The 17,419-nt window shown below is 70.4% G+C and carries 17 protein-coding genes; 10 read left to right on the forward strand and 7 right to left on the reverse strand.

Annotated elements, in window-relative coordinates; all coding sequences use genetic code 11:
* Positions 1-54: 54 nt before the first annotated feature.
* Positions 55-1,866, reverse strand: coding sequence for a serine/threonine-protein kinase (locus SM447_RS19750; protein WP_474574308.1), 1,812 nt, complete (start codon positions 1,864-1,866; stop codon positions 55-57).
* Positions 1,867-2,093: 227 nt separating this feature from the next.
* Here SM447_RS19750 and SM447_RS19755 point away from each other — a divergent pair, with 227 nt between their 5' ends.
* On the forward strand, positions 2,094-2,555 hold the full coding sequence (locus SM447_RS19755; protein ID WP_474574309.1) for a hypothetical protein: 462 nt from the start codon (positions 2,094-2,096) through the stop codon (positions 2,553-2,555).
* Complete coding sequence (locus tag SM447_RS19760) at positions 2,552-3,034, forward strand: hypothetical protein (RefSeq protein ID WP_474574310.1); 483 nt, start codon at positions 2,552-2,554, stop codon at positions 3,032-3,034. Before SM447_RS19755 ends, SM447_RS19760 begins: the two co-directional genes overlap by 4 nt.
* Here the strand turns inward: SM447_RS19760 and SM447_RS19765 are convergent.
* The 4 genes from SM447_RS19765 to SM447_RS19780 form a co-directional block, all read right to left on the reverse strand.
* Positions 2,995-3,822, reverse strand: a complete 828-nt coding sequence (locus tag SM447_RS19765) for an SAM-dependent methyltransferase (RefSeq protein ID WP_474574311.1) — start codon at positions 3,820-3,822, stop codon at positions 2,995-2,997. The genes SM447_RS19760 and SM447_RS19765 overlap by 40 nt on opposite strands.
* Positions 3,823-3,971: 149 nt before the next feature.
* A complete protein-coding gene (locus SM447_RS19770) occupies positions 3,972-4,658 on the reverse strand; it encodes a DNA alkylation repair protein (RefSeq protein WP_474574312.1) in 687 nt (228 codons plus the stop codon).
* Positions 4,659-4,741: 83 nt separating this feature from the next.
* The gene (locus SM447_RS19775) at positions 4,742-4,867 is read right to left on the reverse strand and encodes a hypothetical protein (protein ID WP_474574313.1); all 126 of its coding nucleotides are present in this window, start codon (positions 4,865-4,867) and stop codon (positions 4,742-4,744) included.
* A gap of 54 nt (positions 4,868-4,921) precedes the next feature.
* On the reverse strand, positions 4,922-5,188 hold the full coding sequence (locus SM447_RS19780; protein WP_474574314.1) for a helix-turn-helix domain-containing protein: 267 nt from the start codon (positions 5,186-5,188) through the stop codon (positions 4,922-4,924).
* Between the two features lie 87 nt (positions 5,189-5,275).
* On the opposite strand from SM447_RS19780, the gene map reads away from it, so the two are divergent.
* A complete protein-coding gene (map, locus tag SM447_RS19785) occupies positions 5,276-6,094 on the forward strand; it encodes a type I methionyl aminopeptidase (protein ID WP_474574315.1) in 819 nt (272 codons plus the stop codon).
* A 276-nt stretch (positions 6,095-6,370) separates the two neighbouring features.
* Here the strand turns inward: map and SM447_RS19790 are convergent, their stop codons facing one another.
* Positions 6,371-6,520, reverse strand: a complete 150-nt coding sequence (locus SM447_RS19790; protein ID WP_474574316.1) for a hypothetical protein — start codon at positions 6,518-6,520, stop codon at positions 6,371-6,373.
* Between the two features lie 227 nt (positions 6,521-6,747).
* Between SM447_RS19790 and SM447_RS19795 the strand changes: the two genes are divergently transcribed.
* Complete coding sequence (locus SM447_RS19795) at positions 6,748-7,326, forward strand: hypothetical protein (protein WP_474574317.1); 579 nt, start codon at positions 6,748-6,750, stop codon at positions 7,324-7,326.
* A gap of 67 nt (positions 7,327-7,393) precedes the next feature.
* Here SM447_RS19795 and SM447_RS19800 read toward each other — a convergent pair whose 3' ends face one another.
* Positions 7,394-8,167, reverse strand: coding sequence for a hypothetical protein (locus SM447_RS19800; RefSeq protein WP_474574318.1), 774 nt, complete (start codon positions 8,165-8,167; stop codon positions 7,394-7,396).
* A 522-nt stretch (positions 8,168-8,689) separates the two neighbouring features.
* Between SM447_RS19800 and SM447_RS19805 the strand changes: the two genes are divergently transcribed.
* The 6 genes from SM447_RS19805 to SM447_RS19830 all read left to right on the forward strand — a co-directional run bounded on the left by SM447_RS19805 (position 8,690) and on the right by SM447_RS19830 (position 17,419).
* Positions 8,690-9,826 carry a fatty acid desaturase gene (locus SM447_RS19805; protein ID WP_474574319.1) on the forward strand — a complete coding sequence of 379 codons (1,137 nt, stop codon included), beginning with the start codon at positions 8,690-8,692 and terminating at the stop codon, positions 9,824-9,826.
* A complete protein-coding gene (locus SM447_RS19810) occupies positions 9,813-11,138 on the forward strand; it encodes an O-acetylhomoserine aminocarboxypropyltransferase/cysteine synthase family protein (RefSeq protein WP_474574320.1) in 1,326 nt (441 codons plus the stop codon). Before SM447_RS19805 ends, SM447_RS19810 begins: the two co-directional genes overlap by 14 nt.
* Positions 11,135-11,869 carry a gamma-glutamyl-gamma-aminobutyrate hydrolase family protein gene (locus SM447_RS19815; protein ID WP_474574321.1) on the forward strand — a complete coding sequence of 245 codons (735 nt, stop codon included), beginning with the start codon at positions 11,135-11,137 and terminating at the stop codon, positions 11,867-11,869. Before SM447_RS19810 ends, SM447_RS19815 begins: the two co-directional genes overlap by 4 nt.
* On the forward strand, positions 11,859-12,902 hold the full coding sequence (locus SM447_RS19820) for a GNAT family N-acetyltransferase (protein ID WP_474574322.1): 1,044 nt from the start codon (positions 11,859-11,861) through the stop codon (positions 12,900-12,902). Before SM447_RS19815 ends, SM447_RS19820 begins: the two co-directional genes overlap by 11 nt.
* A complete protein-coding gene (metX, locus tag SM447_RS19825; RefSeq protein WP_474574323.1) occupies positions 12,899-15,226 on the forward strand; it encodes a homoserine O-acetyltransferase MetX in 2,328 nt (775 codons plus the stop codon). The genes SM447_RS19820 and metX overlap by 4 nt, the downstream gene beginning before the upstream one ends.
* A 180-nt stretch (positions 15,227-15,406) precedes the next feature.
* Positions 15,407-17,419, forward strand: a complete 2,013-nt coding sequence (locus tag SM447_RS19830; RefSeq protein ID WP_474574324.1) for a SpoIIE family protein phosphatase — start codon at positions 15,407-15,409, stop codon at positions 17,417-17,419.

Genomic DNA, 17,419 nt, shown 5'->3' on the forward strand with positions numbered 1-17,419 from the left:
GTGTGTTGCCAGGATCACCGGCCGGGCAGGCCGCGCACCCCGGGTTGGTCTGTCTCAGGTGTTGCTGCCCTCACCCGCGTCCGCCGACGTGTGCGGGGCCACCGACGTGGTGGGCGACGTCTGGGGTGGGGTGCCCGACGGGGTGGGATCCTCGGCCTCGGACGGGTCCTCGGCCGGCGGCGAGGTCGGTTCCGACGGTGTGGACGGGCTCGACGTCGGCGGTGGGCTGGAGGGTGCCGGTGGGTTCGACGTGGTCGGCGGAGCGGGCGGGACCGGTGAACCGGAGCGGGTCGGTACCGGCGTGGTCGGCGGAGCGGGCGGGACCGGTGAACCGGAGCGGGTCGGTACCGGCGTCGTCGGCGTGCCGGACGGCGATGCCGACGGCACGCCGGTGGGGGTGGCGTCGGGTTGACCCGCGCCCCGGCCGCCGGCCTGCGCAGCGGAACGGTCCGCGGCCGGCGTGCCGGCCTGATGCCCGGCCGATGTCTCCGTCGGTGCCGTCGGCTCGGCGGAGGCCAGGACCGACGTCCGTACATGGGTGCCCGCCTGCTGGCAGACGACCCCGGCCAGACTGAAGCGGTCCGGTGTCTCATGCCCACCGGACTCGACGCGGCCGTGCAGTGTCGCCGTCACGCCGGTGCCCGGCACCGCCGGCTCGGCCAGACGCAACGTCACCCGCTGCTCGTCGTTCGCCCAGGCCGCACCCCGCACGTCGAGCAGCCGCTGACTGGCTGGCAGGGTGAAGGTCAACGCCCGTTCCCCGGCCGTCTGCGGCGAGGTTCCCGTGACGCTGATCTGGGCGGTGAAGCGACCGTCGGTCGCCTGCTGGGCCCGGTACTGCACGGTGCAGCCGGCCTCGGAGGTCGGCGGGTCGGCCGAGCCCTCGTCGGCGGCGACCAGTCCCGGCAGGGTCCCGGCCAGTACGGCCGCTGCCGCTACCGCTCCGGGCGCGAAGAGCAGCAGCCCGCGACGCCGGCCGACGACCTTCGCCGACGCCGGACGGTCGGCCTGCCTGGTGGGTCCGGCGACCGCTCGGGTGGGCACGACCGCCCCGGTGGCCGCGTCGGCCGGTGCCGCCCGCACCGTGGTGGCCGGCCCCGCCAGCGCCTCCGCGAGTTCACCCGCGGATGGGCGCCGGGCGGGGTCGGTTGCCAGGCACCGGCCGATCAGATCCGCGTGGGATGCGGAGAGGCCCTCGACGGTGGGGACGGAGACCGGATCGTGCGGGGCCCGCCGTGGGGCCCGACCGGTGAGGCACTCGGTGATGACGACACCGAGCGCGAACACGTCGCCCGCCGGCACCGCCTCCGCCGCGACGGTCAACTCCGGCGGCAGGTAGGTCGGGGTACCCCAGACCTGCCCGTCCGGGTCCGCCGGGTCGTCGCCCGCGCCGGCCGCGATACCGAAGTCGACCACCTTGACGCCACTCGGAGTGAGCATGATGTTGCCAGGCTTGACGTCCCGGTGCACGATGCCCTGCTCGTGCGCGGCGGCGAGCGCCGCCGCCACCTGCCGCCCGATCTGGAGCGCCTCGTCCTGTGGCAGTGGGCCGGCGGCACGGAGATGGGCGGCCAGCGTCGACCCGGCGACGAACTCCATCACCAGGAACGGGGTGGGCGTGCGGGTCAGGTGCCGCTGCTCCCCGTAGTCGTAGACGCGGGCGACCCCGGGGTGGTCCAGCTTTGCGGCGGCGAGTGCCTCGCGGCGAATGCGCTCACGCGCCGAGGGGTCGTCCAGCAGCGGGGCGGACAGCAGCTTCACCGCGACGATGCGTTGCAACCGTAGGTCGTAGGCGCGCCAGACGGTCGCCATGCCACCGCGGCCGACCGGTTCGTCGAGCCGGTAACGCCGTTGTAGGCACCGCACGAGCCACAACCTCCCGATCCGGTCACGCACCCCGGCGGGGCGTCCCGTTGTCTGGTCGAATATCGCGCTACCCCGGGCCGAGGTCGGGAAAACCCCTGGTCAGTCACATGACAACGGCCAATGTCGCGATGTCACGTGACCGTCACACGTTCGCGCGCCGACCGTCATCGCTCCGGGCATCTCTGAGAACAGGCACCCATCCAGCGAGGGAACGAGGGAGCGACGGCATGACAAGAGAACCCGAAAGCAGATGCCGCAGAGGATCCAACCCGCACGGCCTCCGGCACGCGGCGGTAGCCACCAGCCTGGCAGCCGTTCTCGTCGCCACCGGCTGCACCCGTGGCCCGGTAGCCGAGCCCCCACCCAGGACCACCGGCACCAGCCCGCCGAACACGTTGGCGCGAGTCGAGATCGGCGACCGGCTGACCGTGACGGCGGCCGTGGACCGGGTCATCGATGAGCGCGCGCTCGTCGTACGGGACGTGGACCTGGCCGACGGCACCCTCCTGGTGCTGACCCGGCAGGCCGTGGACGCGTCCCCGCCGCAGCTGGTCACTGTGGAAGGCACCGTGGTCCGGTTCTCGTACCGCGGCCTCGCCGCCGGCCACCATCTCAGCGACGCGGCGACGTACCGCCCGTTCGAGGGGCGGAAGGCACTGACGGCCGGTCAGATCACCGTGTGGCGGTGACGAGCTCCCTGCCGGGACGGCAACCACACGTCTGGGGGACGATCTACCCGCTGCCCAGGGCGGTCGCCCTCGACGACGAGGTGCACCGCAATCCGGCGAGCCTCGGACTCCGCGATGAGTTCGCCGCCATCTCCGGGCCACCGGGTCTGCGACTGGTCGTCGTTCGCTGGCGCCCCACCTGCGCCGGGTGCCGGGCCTCAAGGAGTTGGCCGGCGACACCCAGACACCGCCGCTGCGCTGCTCCGCCCTGGTGCAGCGCCCGCGCCTGCGCCCGGCACCGGCGACCGGCTGCCCGACCGGCGGTGACCCAGGTCGTGCCGGCCGACCCGCACCAGAGGCTGGCCGACGCACTGTCGGCCCCCGTCGTCCGGGCCTGGCCACTGACGGCAACCCTTGTCGCCGAGCACTCGGGACCGGTAGCGGACCGGGGGTGCCGACCTCAGGGCTTGCGGGCGACGAGTCCGCAGAAGGTGTGGTAGGTGTCGCTCTGGTCCGGAGCGGTCTCGCCCGGCTCCGGCCGCCACTCGGCCAGCGGCACCAGCCCCGGCTCCAGCACCTCCAGGCCCTCGACGAAGGAGAGAATCTCCTCATCGCTGCGCCACCGACCGGTGCCGAGGGACTCGTTGAAGATGCGCTCGACCTCACGCGCCTTCCGGGAGGCATCGGGGTGCCGCTCGCCGGGATCGCGGAAGTGGGAGACCGCCACGTAGCTGCCGGACGGCAGGGCCTCGGTCAGTGTCGTCGCCACCGCCTTCGGGTCTTCGTCGTCCCTGATGTGGTGCAGGATCCCGAAGAGCAGCAGCCCGATCGGGCGGTCGAAGTCCAGGAACCCGCGCACCTCCGGGTGCTCCAGGATGGCCTCCGGCGATCGGACGTCGGCCTGGATCACCGTCGCGGCTCCGGCGTCGGCCAGCAGTGCCCGCCCGTGTGCCAGCACGATCGGGTCGTTGTCGACGTAGACCACCCGCGCCTGCGCGTTGTGCCGCATGGCCACCTGGTGCACATTCCCCTGGGTCGGCAGTCCCGAGCCGAGATCGAGGAACTGGCTGACGCCCTGTTCCGCGGCGAGGAAGCGAACCGCCCGACGCAGGAAGGCACGGTTCGCCTGGGCGGCCTGCGGACCGTCCGGCGTGATCCTGAGGGCGTGCTCGGCTACGGCGCGGTCCACCGCGAAGTTGTCCTTGCCGCCGAGCATGAAGTCGTAGACCCGGGCGATGCTGGGCACGCTCATGTCGACCCCGGACGGTGCCACCTCTTGACTCGCCACGATTCATCTCCTCGTCCACACCGGATCGCGGTCGACCGGATCGCTTGGCCGAGCGCGAACTGAGTGTAGTCACAGGCCGGAAAACGTTCTATCCGCGCTCCCGGTCCACTGTGGGGCATTGATCGGGTGCCGGTTGAGCCCGGACCGCGCTACCTGTCGTGCTGTCGGCGCACCATCTCGTTGATCCAGACGGGCGCGTACGGAGAGGTGCAGCCCGGAGAGGTCGGATAGTCCTTGAGCACCGCCAGGCGTTCCCCGATGTCGATCGCGCGGGCCCGGTGTTCGGCGTGCTCGATCCCGATCTGAGCCAGGCAGTGGTTCATCGCCCACTGCAGGCGGTCCGGAGCGTCCCTCATCTCCGCCTCGATCACGTCGAGCAACCCCGCGAGGTCGAGGCCCTCGGGCTTCGCCGTCACTCGTTCCGTGGTCAACGCCCAGCCGGCGCTGGCGATCACCGGATCCGGATCGGCGAACCAGGCCCGGCGGAGCTCCTCGGCGTGTGGGTTCTTCTTCACCACGTAGTTCACCAACCAGTCGTGCACCTTTGGTCGACGCGCCTGGCGCAGCATGGTGTCCAACTGGTCCTGCTCGAACGCCTTCGGACGACAGATCAGGATCGCCAGCAGACGCGCCGCGGTGTCGCCCGTCTGCCAGAGCTGAGCTGCGAGTTCCTGCTGGGGCTTCAGCCGCTTCGCGAGGGCGCGCAGCTTGCTGAGGTGCACACCGTGATCGTCGCCGTGTCTCTCGTTCACCTCGCGTGTCTTCGGGTCCGCAAGCTCGGCCAGCTCCGCCAGCACCCCGGTGACCGTCGTCCCGGTCAGCGTCGTCTCGGCCACCTCAGCCCCCTGCCCGTCACCCGCGACAATGCAGCCTACGACGGAGCCGGGTAAGTTGACAGCACACGTTCGGCTACCGACGGTCACGGACCGGCATTTTCTGGCCCGACCCTCGCGATGCCGAGTTCCAGCAGCACGCGCCAGCCCACGGCGGCCACGATCTCCCGGTGGACGAGGGCGGGCGAGGCCGCCTTCACCAGGGCGATCATGAGGCAGCCGTACGGGCATGAGATCGCCCTGTGGGGTCGACGAGGCCGGGCTGGTCAGGACGCCTGACGGACGGGCATGTCGGCCAGCCAGACCTCGGCCAGCTCGCTGAGGGGGACGTCGAGGGCCCGGCTGAGGCAGACCACCGTGCCGAACGCCGGTGCGGGGAGGCGGCCGGCCTCGATCTTGCGCAGCGTCTCGGGTGAGATGCCAGCTGCCAACGCCACGTCGACGAGGCTGCGGCCGGCCCGGGCGGCCCGGAGGGCTACTCCGAGGCGCTGGCCCGCAGCGATCTGTGCGGCGGTGAGCGGTTGGCGAACCATGCCAGCAGGATAGCCCGCCGCGGCGTCACCACCGGGCGTGGTATACAAATACCGGTAAAGAAATACCGTATGCGGCGAGGAGCGGTGATGATCGAACTCAAGTCGACCGACGAGGTCAGCCGGATGGCGGTGACCGGTCAGTTCGTCGGCGAGCTGCTCGCGGAGCTGAGTCGCCTCGCCGCGGTCGGTGTCAACCTGATGGACCTCGAACACCACGCTCGCCGCCGGATCAGCGAACGCGGTGCTGAATCGTGCTACTGGGACTACGCCCCGTCGTTCGGCCGCGGCCCGTTCCGGAACGTGCTCTGCCTGTCGGTCAACGACGCGGTGCTGCACGGCCTACCGCACGACTACGTCCTGCGGGACGGCGACCTGCTCAGCGTCGACGTGGCGGTCGGCATCGACGGGTGGGTCGCCGACTCCGCGCTCTCCGTCGTCGTCGGCACCCCCGATCCCGCCGACCTGAGGCTGATCGAGGCCACCGAGGTCGCACTGGAGGCCGGCATCCGGGCCGCCCGGCCCGGTGGCCGCCTCGGCGACGTCTCCGCCGCGATCGGCGAGGTCGCGCGCTCCTACGGCTACGGCGTCAACGCGGAGTTCGGCGGCCATGGCATCGGCCGCACCATGCACGAGGCTCCGCACGTCCCCAACAGCGGGCGCGCCCGCCGCGGCTTGAAGCTCGAACCCGGTCTCACCATCGCCATCGAGCCCTGGTTCTGCCGCTCCACCAACAAGATCAGATTCGACGACGATGGCTGGACGATCCGCTCCGCCGACGGCTCCCGCACCGCCCACTCCGAACACACGGTCGCCATCACCGCTGCCGGAGCCCAGGTCCTGACCCGCCGCCCGACTCCCGGCACCGCCCCGGCCGGACCCGCCGGGACGCCCGCCACGGCCCCCTGATGGACGGCATCGGCCGGCCCCCTTCCGGCGGTGCCGTCAGCGGATGCTCGGGACCGCCCGGCCGGCACACACCGATCTCGATGTCACCATGCTCACGGGTCTGCTCGCCACGGAACAGGTCCAGAGCCCGGCCGCCCGCCACGTACCAGGGCGCGGTGATCCCGGCGAGTCGTCGTGCGTGTCGTCGGCCCGGCACCGGCCCGACCAGACCAGACCAGCATCCCCACGTCACCGCTGGTGAGCATTCTGCCGATAGCGGTGGTCACGCCGGGGCCGTCAGACGTACGCGAGCAGGAAGTCGACGGTGCCCGTGCCTCCGGGCTGCCCGGGCGGGACCGGCAGCCCGGGTTCACTGTTGAGGACGTAGAACCCGCCGCTGCCGACCAGGCGGGGTGTCATCTCGGCGGACGGCGAGGGCGGGACCATCTTTGGAACTCGGACAGAACGTCGACCGTCCCGGCCAGGTGATCTCCGGTACACCCTGGTGAGGCGCACGGATGTCGCGGCCGCGCGCCGTCCGTAGCGTGGCGGCAACCGGCAGACGGGGGACGCATCCGCGCGACCCCGCGGGCGGCCCGTCGACAAGGCGTTCGATCGATCGTAGGGGTGGCATCATGCGTCCGACGTTGACCACAGGCGGGACCACACGACGCATGACGGCGGGTGTCGTGCTCGCGGCGGCCCTCGTCCTCTCCTCCGCCGGGTGCACTGACGCGGATACGCCCGGTTCGACGCCCACCACCGCGGCCGACGCTCCGGACACACCCGCCACGGCGCCCGCCGCCGCGGACACCACGAGCGCGCCGTCCGCACCGGCCGAGGCGGCGTCGGTCGATGAACCGTGTGCGCTGCTCGGTGCGGAGGAACTGAGCGCCGTCTTCGGTGGCACGGTACCCGAAGCCGAGGGCGGATCGATGGGTGCCGGCTTCGCTGACTGCGAGTGGGAGGGCAACGGCCGCACGGTGCTCGTCAGCGTCGTGCCCGTGGAGAAGCTCACCACGGACTACCTGGACCAGCTCGCCACCGCCGGTCCGGCGCCCGGTCTGAGCGACAATGCGGCGTTCTTCAATGGATTCGTCGGGATCGGCCGGGCCAGCGCCAAGGGCTCCGCCGTGGGATTCGAGGCGGGCGGGGTCGGGCTGCTGGTCGCCGTCACCTCCAGCGCCGGCAAGGAGGCTGACCGGGCCACGGTCCGCAGCCTCGCCCAGGCGATCTACACCCGCCTGGTGTGAGGTCGAGCCGCCGGTCCATCATGTCCGGCGGCCCGGGCAGCCTCCGTCGCGGTTTCCAACCCGCGGATCAGCAGCCGATGCGCTTGGTGGAGAGAGCGATGTCGTCCACCCAGAGGTCGAACTGACCGGGAGTGGTGCCGCCCTGGTAGAGCTGCCACCCGATTTTCACGGTGTTCACCGTCGGAAGGATGAAGGGCACGTCGTTGCCGCCGTGTTCGGTGGTGGAGGCGGTCAGTTCCGGGTTCGCCACTCCGTCGATCCACACCGCGACGCGGTTGTCCACCGGGTCGAGCTTCCACTCGAAGCACTGCCAGGCGTCTTCGACGACCGGGGCGGACTCCCGCCAGTTGGTCCAGTCGCCGGTCGGCCCTCCATCGGCGCCCACGCCCCAGAAGATGCCGGGGACCGTGGGTGCGTACTGGCCGCCGATCGGACGGACGATCTCCGAACTGCCGGTGCCGGTCGCCTCCACGAGCGTGAAGTGCGCCCAGTCGGGGGCGGTGGGGAATGCGTCCACCCGCAACCGCATCCGGCCGTAGAAGCGGTTGCCGGGTGCGGCGAAGTCGTCGACACGCAGGAAGGCGCGACCGTTGTCGACAGTGTGGATGTGCAGCACCTGATTGCCGCGGCGGGTACGTTCCACGGTGAGCGTGCCGTTACGTGTGTCGATGCCCCAGTTCAGCGAGCTGGCACCGCCACGCGGCAGCCGCTCGAAGTCTTCGCAGAAGAGCAGATGGCGAGAGCAGGAGCCGCCGTGGGCAATCCCGGTGCCGGACGGAACACTGCCGGCGGTGACGCCGATCAGCAGGGCGGCGCTCACCGCGGCAAGCAGGTTACGCATGTTTCCTCCATCATTGGGATCTGCGCGAGACGACGGCGTCCTGGGAGCGTTCCCATATATAGCAGATGTTAAATGTCTTTGGTCGCCGTCCCGGGCGCGGACCGCCGACGGAGCCCGACCCGTCGACGCGCAGCGACCACGGTGACCGCGGGGCCTGCCGGCGGCGCCCAGGCGCAACCGAGGGGCCGAGGTTCGCCAGGAGCGTCAACTCCCCTTGCGAATGTGGCGCGTTTCCGACAGCAGGCTGCCGGATGGCAGGGCGTGGGCCAATGATCGAGGCACGAATGAACGCAGTGAATCGTCCGGAATGGATGAGGTGCCGGATCTTGGCCGGCCGGTAAACGAACCGTGTCACGCGGGGAAACTACCGGGCCGGCACCCCTGATCGCCGAGCGCCTGAAGCCAGGAAAAGCGCAGGTCGATGTCAATACCGCCGGACTCGTCGGGACGACCAGCAATGCTCGCGCGGGGAGCGACGCCCCCACGGCCGTCCATTGTGGCGTAACCTCGTTGCCGGCATCGATGGCCGGCAAAGCCGCCGCCTCGGACAAGAGCTGTCTGGATCGCCGGGGGTACAACTTGGGAGCCATCGCCTGGGCTTACGAGGGCAAGCGGTACACGATGTACCGATTCGCGCCGGACATCGAAAGGGAGATCAAGAAGCTCAACAAGAGCGACAACTGGCATGCGCTCCTGGCCTGGAGCGTCGACATCATCCTGATCGTGGGATATGCGGCCGCCTGCCATCTGATCTCATGGTGGCTCTACCCGGTTGCGGTGCTTGTCATCGGGGCCCGCCAGCGGGGGTTGTCCACCATTCTGCACGACTGTGCGCACGGCGTCGGTGCGTCCTCCAAGCGGCTGCAGATGGTCCTCGGTACGGTCTTGACCGCCTATCCGATCTTCCAGACGCACTACGCCTACAAGATCTCGCACGTCTACACCCACCACCCCAAGCTCGGTGACCCCAACGGCGACCCGGACCTGCAGTTCTTCGTGGAGGAGAGGGTCTACACACCGGTCTCCCGGGCCCGCTACATCGGCCGGATTCTGGTCTGGCCAGCCCTCGGCCGGCAGACCGTCGCCTACCTGCGCTACCTGGTGCGGAACCGCTACCTGGTGCTCAAGGGTGAAGGACCCCAGAAACGCGCGACATCGCCGGTGCAGCGCCGCAAGGAGCGGCTGGACGTGCTCGCCTTCTGGACGTTCTGGGCCGTGGTCGCCGGTCTCTGCTGGTACGTCGGCGCCCTCGACGAGCTGCTCCTGTTCTGGGTGGTCCCGTTCCTGACCAGCTTCCAGATTCTCGGCTGGTACATCGAACTCTCCGAGCACACACCGCTGGTACGCGACCACTCGGTCGACCTCTACATGACCCGCAACCGTAAGAGCCGCGGACTGGAGAAGTGGCTGACCGGGATTCACAACGACAACTACCACCTGGAGCATCACCTCGATCCACGGACGCCGTTCTGGAACCTGCACAAGGCCCGGGAGATCCGGTTGAAGGATCCGAACTACGCCGCACTGGACGCGATGACCGGCGGGCTCTTCACGAAGGGCCCACAGGGGCAACCGAGCGCCCTGACCACCATCATCCGGATGATGAACGAGCCGGCCGCGACGGAGCGCGAGGCGGAGGCACACCGTGTCGCGGCATGAGGGGCCGGGCCGGGCGTACACCAACCGGGAGAGCGCCGCGGTCCACGGTGGTTCCGAGGTACGGATGGGCCTGACGACGCCGGTCGTGACACCCATCTTCCAGACCGCGGCGTTCATGCTGCCCAGCATCGAGGCGGCCGCCGGCATCTTCGACCTGTACGAGGACGGTCACGCCTACACCCGGTTGAACAATCCGACCTGTGACGTGCTGGAAGAGCGCGTGGCGCAGGTCGACGGCGGGGTCGCGGCACTCGCCGTGGCCTCCGGGCAGGCGGCCACCGCCCTGGCGGTGCTCAACCTGTGCCAGGCCGGCGACAACCTGGTCAGCTCGCGGGAGCTGTACGGCGGGACCTGGCTGCTGCTGGCCAAGACGCTAGGCAGGTTCGGCATCGAGACCCGGTTCGTCAGCCCGGATGATCCGAAGAACTTCGCCGCGGCCACCGACGAACGCACCCGGTGCTGGTTCGGCGAAACGCTACCCAACCCGCGGCTGCGGCTGTTTCCGATCGAGGAGGTGGCCGAGCTGGCCCGCCCGCTGGGCGTACCGCTCGTGCTGGACAACACCATGCTGCCGTACGCCTGCCGGCCGCTCGAGCACGGCGCCGACATCCTGGTCTACTCGGCCACCAAGTACATCGGCGGCCACGGCTCGGCCCTGGGCGGCCTGGTGGTCGACGGCGGGCGCTTCGACTGGGACCGGCACGCCGCCCGGTTCCCGTTGCTGACCGAGCCTGACGACGCGCACGGCGGCATCGTCTGGACCAGAGCCGGCCGGCAGCTCAGCGGTGCGCTCGGACGCAGCAGCTACCTGCTGAAGATGCGCGAGACGCTGCTGCGCGACCTCGGCCCCTGCCTCAGCCCGTTCAACGCGTTCCTTCTCCTGCAGGGCCTCGAGACGTTGCCGTTGCGGACCCGTGCGCACTCGGACAACGCGCTGGCCGTGGCACGGTTCCTGACCCAGCACCCGAAGGTTGCCGACGTGATCCACCCGAGTCTCGCCACCGGGGCGGACGCCGACCGCGTCGCGCGGTACCTGAACGGCGGCTTCGGGCCGCTGATCTTCTTCGAGCTGGCCGGCGGCCGACCGATGGGGGTCCGGTTCATGGAGGCGCTCCGGCTGATCTCGCACGTGACGAACATCGGTGACGTACGGTCCTACGCCACCCACCCGGCCTCGACGACGCACGCGCAGCTTCCGGAGGCCGAGCAACTCGCGGCCGGGGTGACCCCGGGCGGTGTGCGGCTGGCGGTCGGCGTCGAACATCCCGATGATCTCATCGCCGACCTCTCGCGGGCATTGGCGGACGCGTGACGGCCCGTCCGCTGGTCGGCCTGCTCGCACACGGGGAGCGTTTCGACGGGGTGACGTACACCGCCGTGCGGGACGCCTACGTCAAGGCCCTCGCCGATGTCGCCGACTGTCAGGTGGTGGTCCTACCCACGCGCGGTGTGGACCTCGCCCGATGCCCCGACTGGCTCGACGGCGTGGCTCTCGGCGGGCACCAGTCCAACGTCTCCCCGGAACACTACGGCGGTCCGTCCACGCCCGGGGAGGAGTACGACCCGGGCCGGGACGCCGCAGCCTTCATCCTGCTGCGCGCGGCGATCGCCGCCGAGCGACCCGTGATCGGCATCTGCCGCGGCCTGCAGGAACTGAACGTCGCCCTCGGCGGAACCCTGCGCACGTTGCCCGACGGCAGCCATCGGGAGGACCTCACGCTGCCACGGGACGAGCAGTACCTGCCCACCCACGATGTGCAGATCACCTCCGGTGGTCTGCTGCACGACGTGCTGGGCGCCCCGGCGGTCGCGGTGAACTCGTTGCACGGTCAGGCGATCGACGTGCTCGCCGAACCACTGAGGGTGGAGGCGCGCGCCGCCGACGGCGTGGTGGAGGCGGTGTCCCGGCCCGGCCCGACGTTCTGCCTCGGCGTGCAGTGGCACCCGGAGTGGTATGCGGGCACCGATGCGGTCTCCCGCCGGATCTTCGAGGCGTTCGGTGCCGCCTGCCGTGGGAAGGGAGTCGACCGCGATGCTGGTTGAGACGATGCCGGACCGGGTGTTCGCCAGTTGCCTCTTCGACTCCGCCGGGTGGCTGCGGCAGTGGGCGGAGACGTCGATCGAGCCGTGCCGGCTACGCCGGTACGCGGTGGCCGAGCACGGCCGGTCCGCGACGTACGAGGTACTGCCGGTCACCCTGGTCCGGCATTCGCCGTTCTGGTACGGCTACGAGCGGCAGACCGGGGTGGCACCGCTGACTGAGGGCGACATCGCATTCGCCGGCTCGACCTACTCGATGTACAGCAAGCGGGGACCGGTCCCCGCCGGGCTGATCCGGGACGCCTACGATCAGGCGACCACCTGGTCCGCGGCGGGTCTGACCGACCTGCTGGTGGTACCGAACGTCACCTCGGACGGGGTGGACAGCTGGATCGCCGAGGTCGGCGAGCCCGCCGGGCAGGTCCTGTTGGACCGCACCTATCGCGCCGAACTCACCGGCAGCTACGCCGACTACCTGCTCCGGCTCGACAACAAAGTGCGTCGCGACACGCAACGTCGGCTGCGCCGGGCCGCCGAGCGCGGGTTACGCATCCGGCTGCTGTCACCGGACGCGGCCCGCTCCCGGGTCCGGGCCGCGCTGCCGTTGACCGTCGGCACCACCGACGAGCACGGCTGGCCGCCGCTCTACGACGAGGAGACCCTGCACGGCCTACTGGACGTGCCGGGTGCGACGCTGGCCGTGGCCGAGGTGGACGAGCAACTGGTCGGCGTGTTCTTCGGCTTCGTGCACGGCGACGAGGTCACCTTCCTGTGCGGCGGCGTCGACTACCGGAGTCTGCGGGATCTCAGCACCTACGTGGCGCTCATGTACGGCTGCGTCGAGTGGGCGTACGACCACGGCCTCAAACAGGTGGAGTGGGGTCGGGACAACTACCGGTTCAAGGAGCGGCACGGACTCGCCGGCGTCGACCTGTGGGCACTGGTCTACGACTTCACCGCTGACCCGCAGCGGCGTCACAAGCTGGCCCGGATGAGGTCGGAGCTGACCGCCTACATCAACGGTGGTGCGGCGTGACGAAGGGCCTACCCGGACCGGCACGCTGGCGGGTCTTCACGATCCTGCTCGCCGTGGCCTCGGTGAACGCCGCCTACACGATCCTCATTCCGCTGGTGCCGCAGATCGAGCGCGATGCCGGGCTGGACGAGGCCGGCATCGCGCTGATGTTCGCCGTCTACGCCGGAGCGAAGGCGGTGGCCCAGCCGCTCGGCGGGCTCTGGGTCGACCGCTGGCGGGCCCGACACGTGGCGCTGCTGTCGCTGCTGCTGATCGCGGGCTGCGTGTACCTGCTGGCCATCGCCCGAACGCCGCTGACCGTGCTGGGCGCGCGGACGGCCTGGGGTGTCGGCGCGGGGCTGCTGACTCCGGCGCTGTACCAGGGCGTGACCGAGTTGTGTGCCCGCTACGCCATTCCCACCAACCGGGTGATGGCCTGGTTCGGTGGTTCGGCCGTGACCGGCCTGCTGCTGGGGCCGGCCATCGCGGGCCTGGCCGTCGGCCTCGGGCTCTACTGGTTGTGCCTGATCTGTGCGGTGATCACGGTCGGCACCGGGTTCGGAGTCCACGCGGCGCTGCGGGAGCCCGCCGCGGCGGTCGTACCGGCCGCGGTCGACGCGACGCCGGTCAGTGATCCGCTACCCCGCCGGGTCTGGCTCGGCACGGTGGTGCTGTTCGGCGTGCTCGACCTGTTCACCAACCTCGCCTACTCGGCGCTCGAGCCGACCATTCCGCTGTACCTGCGGGACACGCGCCAGATCTCGCTGGTCTTCGTGCTCGGCATGGCCACCTTCGCGGTCGTCTCCTGGCAGCTTGGTCGACCCCACGGCGGCCCCCGGCCGCCCGCGTTGATCATGCTCGGGTGCACCATCGGCGTGGTCGGCTTCGCCATGCTGTCGTTCGGCGGCTCGGTCTGGATCGTGGCGCTGTCCATGGTGGTGGTCATGGTGAGCCAGCCGATGCTGTACCTCGCCGCCCGTTGGGGGACGGCCGAACTGCGGGAGACCGGTCGGCCGATGGGGCTGGCGTTCGGCATCTTCGGCGCCATCTCCGACGTCGGTCACATGCTCGGGCCGCTCCTCGGCGTGTTCCTGTTCAACCGGCTCGGCCCGCCTGGATTCGCCGTGGTCGGCCTGGTCGGCGCCCTCGGGCTGCTGTGCATCGGCCCGGCACGTCGGCGAGGGCGCCGGGCCGGCACAGCCGAGGACCGCTGCCCGGCACCACAGAGCGCGGAGGTGCGGACGGCACGCCTCTTCGCACCGGACCGCCCGCTACGGCTGCGGATGGGCGGGAAGCTGGACGAGGTCACGGTCGCGTACGAGACGTTCGGGACGCTGAACGCCGAGGCGGACAACGTGGTGTTCGTGTGTCAGGCGCTCACCGGCAGCTCACACGTGACCCGCCACAGCGCGGACGACCTGCCGGGCTGGTGGGAGTCGATGGTCGGGCCGGGGCGCGCGATCGACACGGACCGGTATCACGTCGTCTGCGCCGACCTCGTCGGTGGCTGCGCGGGTACGACCGGCCCCTGGTCACGATCACCCAGCGGAGAGCGGTACGGCGGTGACTTCCCGGCGATAACGGTGCCGGACATGGTGACCGTGCACCGCGAGCTGCTCCGACATCTGGGCCTCGTCCGGCCGCTGCTCGCGGTGGTCGGTGGTTCGCTCGGTGGCATGCAGACGCTGGAATGGGCGCTTCGGCACCCGGGCGAAGCGGCCGGCTTCTTCGTGATCGCGAGCACCGCCGCGATGAGCCCGGACGGTCTGGCCTGGCATGCGATCGGCCGGGCGGCCATCCACTCCGACCCTCGGTTCGCCGGTGGGCGTTACCCGGCGGACGATCCACCGGCCACCGGGCTGGGTCTGGCGCGCATGGTCGCGCACCTGACCTACCTCTCCGAGCCCGCGCTGGAGAAGAAGTTCGGCTCCGCCGGCAACGGGAAGCGAACCGCCATCGAGAGCTACCTGTCGTACCAGGCCGACAAGCTGAACGCCCGGTTCGACGCCAACACCTACCTGGTCCTGACCTCGGCCATGGACCGTTTCGACGCGTTCGCCGATCCCATCGCCGACACGCCGCCGGGTACGGACCGACCGGCGGTGCACCTGTTCAGCTTCGCGAGCGATCGCCTGTTCGGCGTCCATCACAGCGATCACATCCGGCGACGGCTGGCCGAGCACGGCATCCGGGCCACCCACTACCAGGACACCACCTCCGTGGCCGGGCACGATGCGTTCCTGCTCGACGTGCCAGGCTTCCTCGCCGAGGTGGGGCGGCTGCTGGACGACCTGGCCAGGGACCGCGCTTCCCGTACCCCGGGACTGGTTGAACACGTACCGTGACGAAGCGGATGCCGTGCTTCACGGCCCACGCGCGGAGGATCCTCCTGGGCTGCTGACCGTGTTATCGCCTCGGACGAAGCGCCCTCACCCTGGCGACGCGCTGCGGTATTAGGTGCTGGAGACGACGGCAGGCGATGATGCCTGTGCGACGCACCGATGCCGCGTGAGGGAGGTGACAAGATGGCCGACTGGCTCCCTGACGCCCAGATACTTGCCATGCTGGATCTGGAGCCGCAGGGGTGGGTGCTGGCTCGGGCTGTGCGTGACGGCGATGTCATCGTCGATTTTCAGCTGGTCTACATCAACGACGCCGGTTGCCGGCTGGTCGGTCGGCCGCGCGCCGAACTGGTCGGGCACCAGTACCGGCAGCTGTGGCCGGAAACCGTGCACGACGGGACCCTCCCGTTCTATCGGACGGTGGTGGAGACCGGACACCCGGACGTGCGCACGGTGTACTACGAGCGAGAGTCCATCACCGGGCACTTCGAGTTCCGGGTGGGCCCCTACCGCGACGGCATCATCGTCCGCTGCGTCGACCTGCGTCAGGTGACGGTGTCTCCCCAGTCGGCCGGTGGGGAACGGCTGTACGACATGCTCGACACCGCGTTCGACGGGTTCACGGTGCTTCGTCCGGTGCGCGATGCCGCTGGCGAGATCGTCGATTTCGTCTGCGAGTACGTCAACCAGCTCGGGGCCAAGATCACCGGCCGCAGCTTGGAGGACGTGATCGGTCATCCGCTCAGCGAGATCTCCGCCGACAGTTGGAAGAGCGGCCTGTTCGACCGCTACCGCACCGTGGCCGAGACCGGTGAGGCCTGGCGGCAGGAGCTGACGTATCCAGAGATCAGCCAGGTGTGGGAGATCAAGGTCGGGCGTACCGGTGGCGGTTACGTCGCGGTGTCCTTCCGGGAGATCACCGAGCAGGTCGACCGACAGCGGCAACTGACCGACAGCGCGGCCCGGGCCGAGCAGGCCGCCGCCCGCGCTCGCAGCTTGGAGAGCGTGACCGCGGCGTTGGTGGCGGCGAGCACGACGGCGCAGGTCTACAGCGCCATCGGATCGGTGCTGCGGCCCTCGGCCGGTGGGCAGTGCCTGGCGTTGCTGCTCCGCCAGGATAATTCCCTGCACCTGGCCTACCACGCCGCGTACGAACCGGAGGTCGTCGCGCGGCTGCACGAGCTGCCGTTGGAGCACCCCTACCCGGCGGCGACCGTCGCCCGCACCGGACAGCCGTGGTACCTGACCTCGCTGACGCAGTTCCACGCGGCCCAACCCGACCCGGTGTCGGCGGTCCCACCGGGGAGTCGCCAGGCGTGGGCCTTTCTGCCCCTGACCGTCGCCGGCGACGTGCTGGGCGCGCTCGTCGTAGGTTACCGGGAGCCGCGCGACTTCGATCCCGACACCAGATCGACACTGACGGCCCTCGCGGGACTGGGAGCCCAGGCACTGCAGCGGGCGATGCTGTTCGAAACCAGCATGTCGATCGCCTCCGAGTTGCAGCACGCCCTGCTGCCGGCGACCCTGCCGCAGCCGGCTGGACTGCGGCACGCCACCCGGTATCTGCCCTGGACGCGTGGTGCCGAGGTCGGCGGCGACTGGTACGACATCATCGCCGTACGACCCGGCGTCGTCGGCGTCGTTATCGGCGACGTCGCCGGCCACAACACCACGGCGGCAGCGGCGATGGGGCAGATCCGTGACGCGCTGCGCGCGTACGCCATCGCCGGGCAGCAACCGGCCACCGTCATGAACAACACGAACCACCTCATCCGCGCCCTACGACTGAACACCATCGCGACCTGTTGCTATCTGCAGATAGAGGTCGACCAGGGTGTCGTCACCGGGGTGCTGGCCGGACATCCGCCTCCGATCCTGCGCGACGCGCACGCCACCGGCCTGCTGCGCCTACCGACGCACGCTCCCCTGGGTGCCTCGGACACGGTCGCGTACCAGGAGTCCAGCTTCGTCTTCCCGCCCGGAGCGACGATGGTGCTGTACACCGACGGGCTCGTGGAGGACCGCAGCTACCCGCTCGACCGCGGCCTCGGCGATCTCTGCGCGGCAGTGCGCAGCGCACCCCGCCTCGATCCGGCCGAACTGCTCGATCACATCCTCACCAGCGACGTGGGACCCCGGCCCCGCCGCGACGACATCGCCATGCTCTGCCTCACCCGAGACCCCTCCCCCAGCTGA

Source organism: Micromonospora aridisoli, from assembly GCF_056150025.1.